The following is a 16433-nucleotide window of genomic DNA, read 5'->3' as shown; positions in this document are numbered from 1 at the left end:
TAAATTAAAACATATAGTCATGTTAAAAAAAATAAATTTAGTGCTATTGACCTTAGCATTTTTGTCTCTGTCTTCCTGTGAAGATGACTTTCTGGAGACAAAACCAACAGATGCCATTTCATCTGCAGATGCCTTAGCCACTGCAAATAATATGGCGCTTATCATTGACGGGTTACACCGTGGGCTGTATTCTCAAAGTCAGACCATACTTCCCGGAGGGGACACTTCCAGAGCAGGAGAGCATTTTTGGGTGCCAATGGGCGATAATATCGCAGGAACATTGATTCATTCAGCCAATGCCAATAACCTGGGCTGGAGGAGTACTGCACAGTGGGTGGATCACACCCAGGAGACTTCATTAACCAATGAAATCCTGTGGTATCACCGATATAACATCATCGCAAGCGCCAATGCCATTATCAATAAGGCGACAGACGGCAGCTTGACCATGGATGCAAAACTAAAAGAAATCATTGGCCAGGCCTATACCTACCGAGCTTATGCTTATCTTTCTTTGGTACAGCATTACGGCAGAGGCTACTTGATTGGTGATCCGGCAACAGATCCTGGCGTACCTATTCTGTTTGCCTCTGAAGCTCCTTTTGAAAGCGCTCCTCGATCTACTGTTCAGCAGGTTTACGACCAGGCCATGGACGATATCGATGAAGCCATTTCTTATTTTGGCGAAGCAACTCCAAGACCAACAGGCAATGCTGCTGATAAAGCTGAACTCAATATTGATGTCGCTTATGGTATAAAAGCACGTATCGCTTTAAACAGCGGCCAGTGGAGAATGGCAGCCGATGCTGCAAAGCTGGCAAGAGCAAATTATCCACTGATGGATGAAGCTGACTGGAAGTCGGGATTCAACACGACGCTTTTACCAGAGGTCATTTGGGGAAGCCATGTTATAAGCACTGAAACCACGTTTTTCCGTTCGTATTTCTATTTGATGTGCAACACCTTTAATGGAAGTCAAAACAGAAATAACCCTAAAATCGCAGACAGAAGATTGGTAGATGCTATTCCTGACACAGACTACAGAAAAGATGTTTTTCTTCCTGAAGCCCCAAACACCAACACTTCTGCTTCGAATGGTCAGGGAGGCTTTGCCAACGATCCAAACTACACAGATATTGACGCTTGGAATGCTGCTGTAAGCGATATAAAAAGCACCTACGGCATAACCAGTAGACATAATTTGCACCCGTATATGCATGTAAAAATGCTTCAAAAAAATCCCGGAACAATCGATCCTGATGACATCATATATATGAGAAGTTCGGAGATGTATTTGATAGAAGCTGAGGCTGAAGCGATGCTGGATAACATTACTGCTGCACAAAATGCGTTACGACCATTAGGTGAAGCGCGTGATAGTGCTTACGATGTTACAGTCTACAACTCCAAGGCGCTTTTGATGGATCACATCAAGTTTCAGCGCGGTGTTGAACTGTGGGGTGAAGGTTTTGGTTATACCGACAAAATCCGCTGGGATGAGGGTATAGACCACGCTGCCAATGGCGGATCCGGAGCTTCCGCAATCCTTTATCAGGATGGCTTTTTTCAGGAAAGACCATCGGTTAATGACGCCTGGATTTTCAAAATCCCACAGCGAGAAATCGATGCCAACCCCAATATTGGTCCTGGAGATCAAAACTAAAAAAGCTTATTACCAAATGGATCAGAAAACCGCCTCTTCACCGAGGCGGTTTTTTTAATAGCATAAATTAAAGCTTAAAGAATCAGCGAATCATAATAAAGCTACCTAAAACCGGGAACTGTAAAATCAAAGTCACGTTAGAAACTCATTAAGTTTCCTTGACAAAGCTTGCTTAGAGAATTCTTAAACTGATAAGAAACCAGAAGGATATAATACTAGGATCAGCCTGAATCACCATGTAAACGCGGCTTTAACTCAAAATATATACTGATTTATGGTCTGAAACTGAAAAATAAAAGCAAAAAATCAGTTTGGTTTGGTAAACCTAAAAATGTAGCCTGAGGAACATATAAGAAAAAAAAGCTGTTTTATATTGAAGAAAATAGGCTTAAAACACATACAACCTCCTTATAGCTAAAGCTTTAGCAACTGCTAAAATAATCTAAAATTCAGCCACCTATAAGGTTTGTTTTGGATTGTATATTACTTTTACGTTAATAATTAACACCTGTTGTATTAAAATAAATACAATAAATCTTGTGAGATTAACTTAATATTTTCATTTTTGGCATTGGCTAATTCAAATAAACAAAAAGATGAAATTAAAAATTAATGGATTATTAACGCTATTCTTAGCGTTGGTTGTGCAAATTGGTTTTGCACAAACAAAAACAGTCTCCGGTATTGTAACGGATCCTGACGGATCACCCTTACCAGGGGTAAACGTTTTAATCGAAGGACAAAACACAGGGACTCAAACTGATTTTAATGGTACGTATTCCATTGAAGCAGACAGTTCAGACAGACTTGTATTTTCCTATGTTGGGTTTGATACACAGATCATAGCTGTTGGGTCTAAAACTAAAATTGATGTTAACCTTCAGCTAGGCGAAGCCCTGGATGAGGTTGTAGTCGTTGGTTATGGTTCAACTACGAAACGTTCCTTTACAGGTTCTGCTTCTGTAGTCGAGGCTAAAAACATCGAATCTAAAAACTTTTCAAACGTTTCTCAATCTTTAGCTGGTGAGGCTTCAGGTGTGACCGTTATTAACACTTCCGGGCAACCTGGTACTACTTCAACAGTACGTATTAGAGGTTTCGGTTCTGTAAACGGAAACAGAGATCCTTTGTATGTTGTAGATGGTGTGCCTTACTCAGGTAGTTTGAATGCGATTAACCCAAATGACATCAAGAGTACTGTAATTCTAAAAGATGCTTCGGCAACTGCGATTTACGGATCCAGAGGTGCAAACGGGGTTGTCTTAATTACGACTAAAGCTGGTAAAGCTGGTGAATCCTTTATTGAAGTGGACATGAGAACTGGTGTCAACACGCAGTTGATTCCACGTTACGATGTGATCACTTCACCTGAAGAAGCCATTGGATTGGTTTGGGAAGCAAAAGTGAACAGAGAAAGATTAACTGGTAATCCAAACCCGGTACAATTTGTAAACGATAATTTCTTTGGAACTGGCGGAAACGCTATCCTACCTGTGGGTTATAACATGTGGAATGTTGCAAATGGTTCTGAACTAATCGATCCTGCAACAGGAATGGTAAGAGACGGAGTCACCAGACGATATACTCCAGAAAGATACGAAGACGTAGCTTTCAACCCAGACATCAGAACTGAAGCCAACATAAGAATGGGTGGAGGTGACGAGAAAACCAAATACTTCTTTTCAGGTGGTTTCCTTGATGACAATGGTTATGCTATCCGTACAAGCTACAAAAGATACAACACGAGACTTAACCTGGATTCTCAAGTTAAAGACTGGTTGAAAGTAGGTGCTAACTTAGGTTATACCGTATCCGAAAGCGTTCAAAACGGACAAACGAATGGTGCTGAAAACTTATTTGAGTTTGCAGACAAGATGAATCCATTTTACCCTGTTTACCTTAGAGATGATAATTACGAACTGGTTCCAGACCCAATTTTTGGAGGAAATCAGTTGGATTACGGTTCTTCATCAGGTTTCAGAGACAGAGCTAACTCTAACAACCTGAACCCTATCGGTTCAGCGAGATATGACTTTAACGGATCTGACAGAAATGAATTCGTTGGTAGTTTTAACGCCAATGTGGATATCGTTAAAAACTTAACTTTTGAAACGACATTTGGTTTTCAGTACTCTAACAACGTGTTTAATTCTATGGGGAATCAGTTCTATGGGGTAAGTGTTGGTAATGGCGGAGATTTATTTCAAAGTGTTACAGAGACAACCACCATGGACTTTTTACAGTTGTTACGTTACGAAAATTCATTCGGCGATCATAACCTAGAGCTTTTTGTAGCTCACCAGACCAATGAATTTGATCAGTCTAACACAACTGCCTTTAAAAGTAAAGCGATTATCCCTGGAGGATTAGAGTTAAGTAACTATATCACGAATTTGACTAATCCAGAGGGTTTCACTAACCGCAGAACCTTGGAGTCTTACTTCGGACAGGGGAACTATAATTTTGATGATAAATACTTTTTATCAGCTACAATAAGACAGGATGGATCCTCAAGATTTGCTAATGACAAATGGGGTACCTTCGGTTCTATTGGTGCTGCGTGGGTCCTAAGTCAGGAAGATTTTCTTTCAGATTATGACATGATCGACTTCTTAAAATTAAAAGCCTCTTTCGGTGTCATTGGTGATGAAAACATCCCAGGATTTTACAGAGGTATCAATACATTTGCTGTAGGTAACGTTGGTGGTGGATTTTCCATAGAGCCGTCTTTATTTGCTAATCCTGATTTAACTTGGGAAGAATCCAATATGTACCAGGTTGGTGTTCAGTCAACATTAATGGGCTGGTTGGATGTCAATTTAGATTACTACATCAAGGATACAGAAAACTTAATATTCTCAAGAAGACAACCACCTTCCTCAGGTGTAGCTATCATCACAGTTAACGATGGTGTTTTAAGAAATTCAGGTCTTGAATTTGATTTGAATGCTTCAATCGTTGATGATCAGAAGTGGGGATTAGATGTTTCTCTGAACGGAGCGATGTATGACAACCAGCTTAAAACCATGCCTATTGAACCTTCAACAGGAGAGCCTGCAATATTCCAGAATGTTGGAGCTTATGGGTACTCAGAAGGCGCATCTATCTTTGACTTTTACATGAGAGAATATGCTGGAGTTGATCCTGCAGATGGTTACCCAATGTGGTGGCAGTATTTCAACGATACCAATGGAAACGGAATTTTTGATTCAGGTGTTGACGAATCTATTCAGTCCTTAACTCCTTATTTAGCAGATAATCCGGATGCATCCGTTGAGCGTCAGGTGACAAAGCAGTATGCAAATTCTACTGAAAAGTATGTTGGTAAATCAGGTATTCCTGATCTTACAGGTGCTTTTAGAATTAATGCTCGATACGATAACTTTACACTATCAACTCAGTTCACGTATTCTGTGGGAGGTTATGCTTACGATAGTCAGTATGCAGAATTGATGCATGACAACAATGGTGGTATTGTGGCTACAAACAGACACACCGATGTAAGAAACAGATGGAGACAGCCTGGTGACATTACAGATGTACCTCGTATTGCAGACCGTGTGATCCCAAGAGTGAATGCACAGTCTACAAGATTTATTACAAGAGCTGACTTTTTAGCCTTAAATAACATTTTATTAAATTACAACATGCCAGAGAAATTTTTAGAAAGTGTAGGTGTTAGTAATTTAGATCTTTATGTATCTGGTGATAACTTGTTTATCAGCAGTTCAAGAGAAGGATTCAATCCAACAACAAGTCAGACCGGAAATTCAGGTAGAGGACGATACGCGCCATTATCTACATTTACGTTCGGACTTAGAGCAAGATTTTAATAAAAAAAAAGAAAACAATGAAAAAAACAATTTTAAACATGATGAAATTTTCCTTCGTAGCTTTCCTACTGGTTGGCTGTGAAGAGGAGTTTCTTGTCGAAGAGCCTACAGGTAGCACTAGGAACATTAGACAGATAGGTGAGGCTGGTGAAGTTAATCCAGAAATTAACGGAGCCTTTATGACAGGGGTCTATTCTACCATGTTCTCATCCGGAACAGGCGGAACTGGATCACATACAGATTTTGGACAGAGAGGATATGACGTATACGGTGATATGCTATCTGGTGATATGGCCCTTAGCTTGAGTACTTATGGATGGTACAGAGCTGCCATTACAGAATTTCAGGCACCTGAAGATTTTACGCAACAGGAGAATTATCAGGTTTGGAGATATTACTACCGAGTGATAAACAGGTCCAATTTGGTTATCGAGAGTATTCTTGGACAGCCACAACCTGAAACAGAAGCTGAAACGATGGCCATTATCGACGAGTTGACTGACAACAACAGACATATTGTGGCCCAGGCCTTTGCGATGAGAGCACATTCTTATTTTTACCTCACTCAATACTTGGTTAACGATGTAACTGCGTCCTGGACTTCTCCAACGCTACCTATCTACACCAGAGCAGGTATTACCGGAAATGCGAAATCAACTACTGAAGAAGTTTATAATGTAATTGAGGCTGACCTTAACAGAGCAATTCCTCTTTTAGGTGATTATTCAAGACCTTCAAAACTGGAAATCGATCAGTCTGTTGCTCAAACCATATTAGCGTATGTGTTGGCTTCAAGAAAAGACAGATGGTCTGAAGTTGTTACTTTAACCAACGATGCGTTAGCGGGTACATCTGCAAGTTTGATGGATACAAGCACATCGATTAACGGTATCCGTGGCGGATTTAACAATGTAGGCTCTCAAGGCTGGATGTGGGGTGTTGACCTCAATGAAGCTATTGGTGTAGGACTCGTCTCCTGGTGGGGTCAAATCGACCTTTTCTCTTACAGTTATGCTGCCGTTGGAGACAACAAGGCTATGGATGAAAGTCTGTACAACAGTATGGATGCCAATGACGCCAGAAGAGGACAGTATTTGAACAATCCTAACAGCTCACGTTACTTACAACCGTTTAACAAGTTTTATGATAGTGACAGAGTGGTATTTGGATCTTCTCAAATCGTAAAAGCTGATTATGTCTTTATGAGATATGCAGAGGTTCTATTATTAAACATAGAAGCTTTAGCAAAATCCGGAAGTCCTGCCGCTGCTAAAACGAAACTAGAAGACTTTGTTGCAGCTCGTGGAATCGATCCTGCTTACGTTGCAGCTTTGAACGGACAAGTTTTATTGGATGAAATCTATAAGCAAATACGTTTAGAGCTATGGGGTGAAGGAAAATCATACTTAGCTATGAAGAGAAATGAGGCTACTACCGTAAGAGGTACAAACCACTTGTCTTTCGTAGGTGTGCCAATCCCTTACAACGACGAAAGAATGACCTTTGAAATCCCTCTACAGGAGATTCAGGACAATAACGAAATCAGTGATCAAAACTAAAAAACTAAAAAAATGAGGAATATTAATAAATTATTATTTATCTGTGTCGCAGCTCTGTTTATGAGCTGTGAGACAGATCCCATATTGGCTCCAGGTAATTTGGTAAGTTTTGAAGAAACTTCTAAATCGGTAAATATTGATGTAGGTGCTTCCGTATCCGATCAGTTTGATGTCTATACCGGAGGAGTAGCAGGAGCAGATAGAACTTACAATCTCATTGTAGATGAAAGTACTACGATTCCGATGTCTAGTTTGACCTTACCATCAACGGTGGTAGTGCCGGCTGGCAGCAATGAAGCTACGGTAGATTTCACCATTGATTATAATGATGATTTCAGCATTACAGGTGGAACTCTGGTTGTTCGTTTAGAAAGAACTGCAGAGAATCAGGTCAGCAATTCGACCATCAGCATCTTGGTGAGTGTGGTTTGTGATACACCAGCGGTTGTCAGTTTTGAATTTGACGGCTATGCTGATGAAACATCATGGACTATCACAGATTTACAAGACAACGTTCTTTATTCAGGAGGTGGCTACTCAAGAGGTCAGGCTACTGCATCCAGAGAAGTATGTCTTGCTGATGGAACTTATAAATTTGTTGTCAATGACAGCTTTGGTGATGGTCTTTCCTTCCCTAACATTGGTACTGCCAGTGTTTCCTTTGGCGGAACTACATTAGTAGAAGCTGTTGGTGACTTTGGTGCTCAGTTTGTAGGTGAATTTAGTATTCAGAACTAAGCGCAAATTTTAATATCATTTTATTAACTCCGGTTAAGTATAATTCTAATTATATTTACCGGAGTTTTTTTATTTATACCTTATGAAAAAGATAGTAGTCGTATTATGTTTGATGTTCTCCGCTCTGATGTTTCCTCAGCAGGGCCTTCAGGAACTGATTGAAGTCACAAAACAAAATAAAGCGGAACGACGTGAAAGAATACTGGAATACAAAGCACACCATCCTCAAACATTTGTTAAACAAGAACACAGGCTCTTATGGGATATTAAAAATGGGCATCCCATTTATATAGAAAACTTAAATCGGAACATTGAGACAGGCATACGAACGGATTTTATAAAAACAAATGGTGCTTTGGGATTAGGATTAAGCGGAGAGGGTTACACCATAGGGATTTGGGAAGTTGGTGGCATCCCTGAACTATTACATGAAGAATTTATAGATGGTAATTCCATTTCAAGAATCATTCAAAAAGATGACAGCAGTATTGAAACCTTTCATGCCACACATGTCGCAGGTACCTTAATTGCAAAAGGAGCATCGCTGGAAGCTGAAGGCATGGCAAACCAGGCCATATTGCATGCTTACGATGCTGTTGACGATAATCAGGAAGCTATAGAGGCTTTAAGAAGAAATGAACTTATAATTTCAAATCACTCGTATGGAATTCCTGTTAGAAACCTGGAAGGCAACGAATGGTTTATGGGCGCTTACAGCCAGGAAGCTAAAATCTGGGATGACATCACCAATGTTTTCCCCTACTATGCCCCGGTTTTTGCAGCTGGTAATGATGGTAATGAAATCTATGAAGGAGGCTTTCTAGCCGGTTATGACAAACTCACCGGAAGTATTAATGCCAAAAACACCATCTCGGTAGCCAATGCCAGTGAGATCAGTATCGGTTACAGAACCGGCGTATTTGAAAGTGCTCTGATCAACGGCAGTAGTTCACAGGGGCCTACAGATGATGGCAGAATAAAGCCTGACATTACAGGGCTGGGTACATCCATTATCTCAACAGCACTTGAAAACGAATACAGAACTGCGACTGGTACGTCCATGGCATCTCCGGGTGTGGCAGGCTCTGCCTTATTACTACAGGAATTGCATCAAAATCTGTATGCAGAATTCATGCTATCTTCCACCCTAAAGGGTCTTATTTCTGTCACTGCTGACGATGCCGGTACAGTAGGGCCTGATCCCTTATTCGGCTGGGGAGTGATGAATTCAAAACGAGCGGCTGAAGCTATCATCGATAAATCAAATGGGGATATTATAGAAGAGAGGACATTAAATGAAAATGAAACCTATACGCTGAGGGTTGAAAACAACAGCGGGAAGGTTATGAAAGTAGGCGTAGCCTGGAACGATCCCGCAGGAATAGCTGTATCAGATACTTTTAATGATTTAACTCCTGTGCTTGTTAATGATTTGGATATTAGAGTCACTAACCTGGCCACTCAGGAAGTATACCTGCCCTGGAAACTGAACATGGAAAGTCCATCTGACCCTGCTCAGACTGGAGATAACCTGGTTGACAACATCGAAGTCATAGAAATAGAAGAACAGGGCGTTTTTGACATCCAAATCACGCATAAAAATCAACTGAAAGATGGAAGCCAGGTGTATAGTCTGATTCTTTTAAATGCTGAAGAGCAGTTGCTTTCAAATGAATCTTACGAGTCTGAAACCATAGCTTTATGGCCAAACCCGGTAAAAAACAGACTTAATATTACATCTCCTGAAATCAGTTTCAGTGATGACGTTCGAGTATCGGTTTATGACATGTTAGGACGTGAAGTGATGAACCTATCCAATTTTAACTCAACATCAGAGCTGGGCATAGATATGAGCTCACTATCCAAAGGCATCTATATCCTCAAGCTTACAGATGCAGTGCGAAGCATTCAGAAAAGAATCATTAAAGAATAAAACACTTATTCATAGGATTACTAAAGGGATTGACATAATTTTGTCAATCCCTTTTAAGTTAAATACCATGGAAGACTCTCATATCATTTTCGGAATACACAGCGTTGTTGAAGCCCTTAAGCAAAACAAGGACATTGAAAAAATCAATCTGCTCAAAGACTCAGACAATCCTAAGCTCAAGGAAATTGAAGGTCTGGCCAAACAACAGACAGTGAAAGTTTCCTATGTCCCTATTCAAAAGTTCAAGAAATTTGAAAACTTAAATCATCAAGGCGTTATCGCTTATACCTCTCAAATTGAGTACAAGGAATTTGAATCGACGGTTGAAGCGGTTTTAGAAACCAAAGCCGCTCCCCTATTTTTGCTTTTAGATGGAGTTACCGACGTCAGAAATCTGGGAGCTATTCTCAGAACCGCAGAATGTACTGGTGTAGATGCGGTCATTTTACCTAAAAGCGGCAGTGCTCAGGTCAATAATGAAACCATTAAAACCTCTGCGGGTGCAGCCTTTAATATTTCGATTTGTAAGGTAGACCACCTGAAGGATGCCATTTTCTACCTCAAGTCTTCGGGTGTTGAACTCGTCGCTGCAACGGAAAAAACAGAGGATTCTATCTATGATTTAAACCTGAATAAACCGCTGGCGATCGTCATGGGTGGAGAAGGTGAAGGTATACAGCCCAGCATTTTAAAACTGGCGGATCAGCGAGGGAAACTACCCTTACTGGGAGACATTGAATCGCTTAACGTCTCTGTGGCCTGTGGTGTGATTTTGTATGAAACGCTAAGACAACGCCTTCCCAGGGATTAATGAATTCAGGAATCAGACGTATACGTCACCTGATCTTCATCCTCTGCAGTCGAATTTTGACTGTAGCCTGAAGCATCTTCATTCTCCGGATCCAAAGGTCTGAAATTGCCCTGTTCGTCAAACTGCTTCAGGAATTCATCTTCTTTTTCAGGCTTGGGTTTGGGTGTATCAGGAGAAGGCAAACTGCTGAAGTGGGAGGATTTTAAAATAAAGCTAAAGACCAGGCCCGCTACAAATCCTGAAAGATGTCCTTCCCAGGAAATACCAGGCTTGCCCGGCATGGTTCCCCAGACTAAACTCCCGTAGAGAAAAACGACTATAAGCGATAAGGCAATCAACCGGTAGTTTCTGGATTTTAGCCCCTTAAAGAATAAAAAAGAAGCCAAGAAGTAAACCATGCCACTGGCTCCGATATGGTAAGAAGGCCTGCCTATCAGCCAGGTCAGCAAACCGGAAAGAATCAACCCATAGAGAAGCGTCTTCCAGGCAATGTCTTTGTAGAAGTAAAACAAACTAGCTGTAAGCACCAGGACTGGAATGGAGTTTTTATAGAGATGTTCTATACCGCTGTGGATAAACGGGGAAGCTATAATGCCAACTAAGCCTTTCATTTCCCTAGGATAGACTCCAAAACTCGTGAAATTAAATCTGAATTTAATTTCAACCCAATACACGATCCAAAGGGAAAGAACGATTAAAACCGGCCACAAAATAGCAGCAGTAATGGATCGCCGATGATGCTGAACAATGAGGTCTTTTTGATTCATAGGTCAAAAGTATTGAAAAAAGAAAGCACTTAAGTATTCGAGGCAGAAGATGTCTCGTTATTTATCCAGGTCGGAAATTAATTCCTAATTTTGAATTATGAAAGCACCTTTAGCAGAACGTCTACGACCAAAACAACTATCGGATTATCTCAGTCAGACTCATCTTGTAGGAGAAACGGGAACCATTTCTCAAATGATCAAACGGGACCTGGTGCCTTCCATTATCTTATGGGGACCTCCCGGTATTGGCAAAACCACACTGGCCAATTTGATTTCAAAGGAAACCAAACGCAGCTTTTTCACACTTTCTGCCATCAGCAGCGGTGTAAAAGACGTACGGGAAGTCATCCAAAAAGCGAAACAGGACCAGGGTTTGTTTGAACAGAAAAATCCGATTTTATTTATTGATGAAATCCATAGATTCAGCAAATCCCAGCAGGACTCCCTCCTGGGTGCTGTGGAAAAAGGATGGATTACCCTGATAGGCGCTACCACCGAAAATCCGAGTTTTGAAGTCATTCCCGCTTTATTATCCCGTTGCCAGGTTTATGTCCTGAACGAGTTTTCGAAAGCCGATTTGATTCAGCTTCTCCACAGGGCTTTAAAAGAAGACAAGGATCTGGCCGGGAAACACATAGAACTTAAGGAAACCACTTCCCTGCTACGCCTGAGTGGAGGCGATGCCAGGAAACTCCTCAACATGTTTGAGCTGGTCATCAATTCGGTGGATGACGATAAAATCATCATCACCGATGAACTGGTCGAAGAGAAAATTCAGCAAAAAACAGCCCGATACGATAAAACCGGGGAGCAGCATTACGACATCATTTCTGCCTTTATCAAATCCATACGTGGAAGCGATCCCAATGCAGCCGTCTATTGGCTGGCCAGAATGATAGAAGGCGGCGAAGACGTGAAATTTATCGCCAGGAGACTGATTATCCTGGCTAGTGAGGATATTGGAAATGCGAATCCTACCGCTTTAATCATGGCCAACAATACCTTTCAGGCAGTCAATACCATCGGTTTTCCCGAAGCCAGGATTATTTTGAGCCAGTGTGTGATTTACCTGGCCACCTCAGCCAAAAGCAATGCCTCTTACCAGGCCATCAACAAAGCTCAGGCCCTGGTCAAAGAAACCGGAGACTTGTCTGTACCATTATCAATTAGGAATGCGCCTACAAAACTGATGAAAGAGCTGGGGTATGGAGACGATTATAAGTATGCCCATAATTATGAAAACAATTTCGTTCAGGCCGAGTTTATGCCGGAGGACATAAAAAACAGAATGCTTTACGAACCGGGAAAAAACAAAAGAGAAGAGCAGTTAAGACAATTCTTAAAGCAAAAGTGGTCTGGAAAATATCCCTATTGATCTATTTTTCTAAAGGTAATGCTTTGAACTTCGCCTAAATCCTGATCCATATATTCCACCTGTAAGTTGCCTTCTACATCAAAAAAAGCTGCGCCATTAATAGTGTCAGAATTAAAAATAAAGCTTCCCTTATCCGCCTGTTCAAGTTCTGCATAATGCTCACTGCCTTCATTCATTAACAGGCTGTAAGCCCCGTCAACCTGTTTGACAAGCCAAAAGGTCTGGCCTCCAAACTTGTATAGGTTCTTGTCGGGATACCTCTCCGTCATTTTAGAGGTTTCCAAACCTTCACTCGTGGCTAGGACTGATCTTGGACCTGCCTTTTCCAGGCTGCTGTCGTATCTGTAATTTTGATCGGCAAGAGAAGAAAACGCAAGACGTAAAGCCTTTTGATAACCGTCTTTAAAGTCTTTTAGCTTGGTCTGCCCTTTTTCAGACTCAAAAAGAACAGTATCATAACAATCTTTTAGCCTGAAAATGACACTGATATTTAGAAATCCACTGGTATCCTCGACCTCAAGAAACAAGGCTTCACAGGTATTCCCCATGAATTGCAATGGTCGTTCTTCGGTATCCATAAAGACTTTAAAACCCTCCTCCTGAAGCAAAACCCTGGCTAGAATATTAAGCTGATATTCATTGGTTTCATTTTGAAAATCAAACTTCATAGGGATAATGACGTGCTCGTAGGCATTCAGGCTGCCGGTTTGACTCCAGCCTGTTTGCATACCAAACCACAGGATTAAAACTAAAATTGCTCTCATTTACAGCATTGTTTTTAATTCGCTTAAGCGTTGAATTTGCAGCCCTTCATAAGTGGGCTCTTTTCCAAAAAAGATAGCTTCCATTCCTGAAGCCCTGGCTCCTTCAATATCGGCTTCCAGGTTATCCCCTATCATAAGACTTGAGGAATTTTTCGTCTTTGCCAGGTCTAAAGCAAACTCAAAAATCAGTTTATTCGGCTTCTTGACACCGGCGTCTTCAGACGTGGTAACGGTTTTGAAATAGGGGGTCAGTTTCGAATTCCCCAGTTTCTTATGCTGCACCTCATAGAAGCCATTGGTTATGATATGGAGCTTATACTTGTTTTGCAGATACGTCAGTACCTCGAAGGTATCTGGAAACAGGTGGTTGTGATTTGGTAAGTGATCGATATAAGCCTGAGATAAATCATTCACCAGCTGCTCTGAAGATTTATACTTAAGAATTTCGAAAACTTCATTCAGCCTTTGAAATCTTAGATTTTCCTGCTCGATTTTACCTTCTCTAAACAGCTTCCAGTATTTACTATTCACCGGCAGATAGACCTCCAGAAATTCTTTTAGAGGTAAATCCACATTGTAGGTTTTGAAAATACGTTCAAAAGTGAGTTCGGAGTTTTTATCAAAGTCCCAGAGGGTATGATCTAAATCGAAAAATACATCTGTAATTCCTTTCATTTATAGCATTTCTTTCATGAGTGTAAAAATGGCATTTTTTGAACCCTCCTCAGCAAAATCAGAATTCTCAAAGATGAAGTTCATTTGTCCATTCACCGCTTTTACGGAAGATTTTAAATTTTTAAGCTCATCGATTTGCTCGTAGAGGTTTAATTCTTTTAGTGCATTTGAGTTCAAAACATAGGGGTGAATCAACAAGCCCGAAACCTGCTCCATGTTTAAGTCATAAAACTGAAATGAGGTGCAGGTTCCTGCTCTAAAGCCAATATTTTTCTGGTACCCCATAGAATAGTCTTTCTCAATTTCCAGCTTATTAAAATTGAGATAAGCATCGGGAAAGTTGAGATGGTAGTTTTTAATCAGCGCCTTGGTCAGACTTCTGTTGACGATGTTTTCCCAGCGTTTTTTTTCTTTTTTCAGGATGTCTATACTATACAAAGCTTCGAATCCGGGCAGCAGTCCCAGATGCCCGTAATCGCCCATAGATTTTATCAGCTTATGGTAGATCCTTTTGTTGTAACTGATGCCCTTGGTATACCGGGAATAGTTGCTGAGCTGAAAAAAGAAATCCAGCTGCATTTGATTCGCCTTGGCAAAATCGATAAGTTCGTCGTAAACGTCGTAGGGATCCTGCTGCAACCTCAACATGGTCTTAAACCGATTGAACATGGACTTCAGTTTGAACTGAAACAAATCCCGTAACGAAGCCCCTACAAACCTCACTAAACCATTATGTCTGTGCTTAAAGGCTTTGGACACCGATATAATAAATTTACTTTTAAATCCTTTGTCCGGAAATGCAATATCCGGAAATTTTTCTTGCAGTATGGCTTTCAACTTATAAGCCCACATATCCACAACAGGTTTTTTTAAAAACTCATGCTGATAGGCTAAACTCTCTTCCAAAGGATAAGAATCCACATCGTTTTTAACGTGGGGCTGATATTCTTCGTAACGGGTCACCAGGTAAAATGCTGCAGAAAAAATATCAAAAGGAATATCACTCTCTGAAGACACTCTAAAAAAACAGGGAACATCTTCCCAGATATCCATGCTGAAATTGAGATCGTTTATTCCAAGTTCACCCAGTAATCCGTATTGCTGAATAAAAACTTCGTTACCGAGTTTCTTTTTGGCATAGGAAAATTTCACCCCCTCGAAGGCGATGAAATCTTCTACTTTGGAACAAAACTTCACTTTGAACCCCAGAATCCTTCCACAAATATGTCTGAAGATATAGTTGATTCTCGGTGTTTGTTTGGGAATATAAACCAGTAGTTCCATAAATTATAGAAGGCTTTCGTCGGCGAAGCTAAAGTAAGTTTTTTCTGTCACAATGATGTGATCCAGCACCTTAATGTCGAGCAGCTCGCCTGCATTTTTGATTTTTTTAGTAATGTCTATATCTGCCTGGCTTGGTTTTAAAGCGCCCGAGGGGTGGTTATGGGTCAAAATGAGTGCTGTAGCTCCCTGGGCCAGGGCACTTTTAAAGACCAGACGCGTATCCACCATAGTTGCAGTAATACCGCCCTTGCTCAACGGCAACTTGTAAATAACCTTATTGGAATTGTTCAGCATCAGCACCCAGAATTGTTCATGGTCCAGATCCCCGATAAATGGATGCATCATCCGGAACACATCCTTGCTCGATGTGATTTTGGTGAGCTCCCCCAAAGGTTCTGCTCCCCTCCTGCTGCCGAGTTCCAGTGCCGCCAGAATACTTATGGCCTTTGCTTCTCCTATGCCCTTAAACTCCTGAAGCTGTTTCAAATTGAATTTAGCCAGCTTGTGCAAACTGTGTTCAGAGGTATGCAGCACCCGTTTGCATAACTCCACGGCGCTTTCGTCCCGATTGCCTGAACCGATAAGAATTGCCAGCAACTCCGCGTCACTCAGACTGGACTTGCCCTTATGAATTAATTTTTCTCTGGGCCTGTCGTCTACAGACCATTGTTTTATACTGAGCGATTTTTGAGAAGGAGACATGTGCCTTGATATTTAGTTAAAGATAGTCATTATCAAAAAAGAGACTTTTTATTTTAAGACTTATCAATAAAATGAGGCATGCTTTCGCACATGAATCATAAGAGCTATACCCAAAACTATAAAAAGCAACACCTAATAAAAGCGGAAGCAGGAAGGCTTTGTTTAAAATACTGATATGTTTATTTTCTTAAAGAGCGTTTAAAATTTGATGAAAGGAATTGTTTCTATTTTCTTCACTTAGAGGAAGTAGTAAAAAGCTTTTTTAAGTACCCCCTATGTTCAAGCTTTCAATCAGCATTGCTTATCTCTTAACGTAATAGAATTTGAGC

Annotated in this window: 12 protein-coding genes; 7 read left to right on the top strand and 5 right to left on the bottom strand. The window is 40.8% G+C overall.

Annotated elements, in window-relative coordinates; genetic code table 11:
* The first annotated feature begins 19 nt into the window (after nt 1-19).
* The 6 genes from G3567_RS11540 to rlmB all read left to right on the top strand — a co-directional run bounded on the left by G3567_RS11540 (nt 20) and on the right by rlmB (nt 10537).
* Complete coding sequence (locus tag G3567_RS11540; RefSeq protein WP_164005484.1) at nt 20-1663, top strand: RagB/SusD family nutrient uptake outer membrane protein; 1644 nt, start codon at nt 20-22, stop codon at nt 1661-1663.
* Nucleotides 1664-2259: 596 nt separating this feature from the next.
* Nucleotides 2260-5496 carry a SusC/RagA family TonB-linked outer membrane protein gene (locus G3567_RS11535; RefSeq protein ID WP_164005483.1) on the top strand — a complete coding sequence of 1079 codons (3237 nt, stop codon included), beginning with the start codon at nt 2260-2262 and terminating at the stop codon, nt 5494-5496.
* A 17-nt stretch (nt 5497-5513) separates the two neighbouring features.
* Complete coding sequence (locus G3567_RS11530; protein ID WP_205521224.1) at nt 5514-7055, top strand: RagB/SusD family nutrient uptake outer membrane protein; 1542 nt, start codon at nt 5514-5516, stop codon at nt 7053-7055.
* Between the two features lie 12 nt (nt 7056-7067).
* A complete protein-coding gene (locus G3567_RS11525) occupies nt 7068-7793 on the top strand; it encodes a DUF1735 domain-containing protein (protein ID WP_164005482.1) in 726 nt (241 codons plus the stop codon).
* A gap of 82 nt (nt 7794-7875) precedes the next feature.
* Complete coding sequence (locus G3567_RS11520) at nt 7876-9726, top strand: S8 family serine peptidase (RefSeq protein WP_164005481.1); 1851 nt, start codon at nt 7876-7878, stop codon at nt 9724-9726.
* A 67-nt stretch (nt 9727-9793) separates the two neighbouring features.
* On the top strand, nt 9794-10537 hold the full coding sequence (gene rlmB, locus G3567_RS11515; protein ID WP_164005480.1) for a 23S rRNA (guanosine(2251)-2'-O)-methyltransferase RlmB: 744 nt from the start codon (nt 9794-9796) through the stop codon (nt 10535-10537).
* Nucleotides 10538-10542: 5 nt separating this feature from the next.
* On the opposite strand, the gene G3567_RS11510 is transcribed toward rlmB, so the two are convergent.
* The gene (locus G3567_RS11510) at nt 10543-11304 is read right to left on the bottom strand and encodes a rhomboid family intramembrane serine protease (RefSeq protein ID WP_164005479.1); all 762 of its coding nucleotides are present in this window, start codon (nt 11302-11304) and stop codon (nt 10543-10545) included.
* Between the two features lie 97 nt (nt 11305-11401).
* Between G3567_RS11510 and G3567_RS11505 the strand changes: the two genes are divergently transcribed.
* On the top strand, nt 11402-12679 hold the full coding sequence (locus tag G3567_RS11505; protein ID WP_164005478.1) for a replication-associated recombination protein A: 1278 nt from the start codon (nt 11402-11404) through the stop codon (nt 12677-12679).
* Here the strand turns inward: G3567_RS11505 and G3567_RS11500 are convergent.
* The 4 genes from G3567_RS11500 to radC are packed head-to-tail and all read right to left on the bottom strand — an operon-like array spanning nt 12673 to nt 16104.
* The gene (locus tag G3567_RS11500) at nt 12673-13443 is read right to left on the bottom strand and encodes a hypothetical protein (RefSeq protein WP_164005477.1); all 771 of its coding nucleotides are present in this window, start codon (nt 13441-13443) and stop codon (nt 12673-12675) included. The genes G3567_RS11505 and G3567_RS11500 overlap by 7 nt on opposite strands.
* Complete coding sequence (locus G3567_RS11495; protein ID WP_164005476.1) at nt 13444-14118, bottom strand: YjjG family noncanonical pyrimidine nucleotidase; 675 nt, start codon at nt 14116-14118, stop codon at nt 13444-13446.
* Nucleotides 14119-15402, bottom strand: a complete 1284-nt coding sequence (locus G3567_RS11490; RefSeq protein ID WP_164005475.1) for a polysaccharide deacetylase family protein — start codon at nt 15400-15402, stop codon at nt 14119-14121.
* A gap of 3 nt (nt 15403-15405) precedes the next feature.
* Nucleotides 15406-16104 carry a RadC family protein gene (radC, locus tag G3567_RS11485; protein WP_164005474.1) on the bottom strand — a complete coding sequence of 233 codons (699 nt, stop codon included), beginning with the start codon at nt 16102-16104 and terminating at the stop codon, nt 15406-15408.
* Nucleotides 16105-16433 lie beyond the last annotated feature (329 nt).

The organism is Psychroflexus aurantiacus, from assembly GCF_010820555.1.
Taxonomy (GTDB): Bacteria; Bacteroidota; Bacteroidia; order Flavobacteriales; family Flavobacteriaceae; genus Psychroflexus; species Psychroflexus aurantiacus.
This window is presented reverse-complemented; position numbering and strand designations above follow the sequence as displayed.

What these genes read in the sequence shown, in the direction of transcription:
- G3567_RS11540 (WP_164005484.1), top strand. Translation starts at nt 20, where the DNA reads ATGTTAAAAAAAATAAATTTAGTGCTATTGACCTTAGCATTTTTGTCT.
- G3567_RS11535 (WP_164005483.1), top strand. Translation starts at nt 2,260, where the DNA reads ATGAAATTAAAAATTAATGGATTATTAACGCTATTCTTAGCGTTGGTT.
- G3567_RS11530 (WP_205521224.1), top strand. Translation starts at nt 5,514, where the DNA reads ATGAAAAAAACAATTTTAAACATGATGAAATTTTCCTTCGTAGCTTTC.
- G3567_RS11525 (WP_164005482.1), top strand. Translation starts at nt 7,068, where the DNA reads ATGAGGAATATTAATAAATTATTATTTATCTGTGTCGCAGCTCTGTTT.
- G3567_RS11520 (WP_164005481.1), top strand. Translation starts at nt 7,876, where the DNA reads ATGAAAAAGATAGTAGTCGTATTATGTTTGATGTTCTCCGCTCTGATG.
- rlmB (WP_164005480.1), top strand. Translation starts at nt 9,794, where the DNA reads ATGGAAGACTCTCATATCATTTTCGGAATACACAGCGTTGTTGAAGCC.
- G3567_RS11510 (WP_164005479.1), bottom strand. Translation starts at nt 11,304, where the DNA reads ATGAATCAAAAAGACCTCATTGTTCAGCATCATCGGCGATCCATTACT.
- G3567_RS11505 (WP_164005478.1), top strand. Translation starts at nt 11,402, where the DNA reads ATGAAAGCACCTTTAGCAGAACGTCTACGACCAAAACAACTATCGGAT.
- G3567_RS11500 (WP_164005477.1), bottom strand. Translation starts at nt 13,443, where the DNA reads ATGAGAGCAATTTTAGTTTTAATCCTGTGGTTTGGTATGCAAACAGGC.
- G3567_RS11495 (WP_164005476.1), bottom strand. Translation starts at nt 14,118, where the DNA reads ATGAAAGGAATTACAGATGTATTTTTCGATTTAGATCATACCCTCTGG.
- G3567_RS11490 (WP_164005475.1), bottom strand. Translation starts at nt 15,402, where the DNA reads ATGGAACTACTGGTTTATATTCCCAAACAAACACCGAGAATCAACTAT.
- radC (WP_164005474.1), bottom strand. Translation starts at nt 16,104, where the DNA reads ATGTCTCCTTCTCAAAAATCGCTCAGTATAAAACAATGGTCTGTAGAC.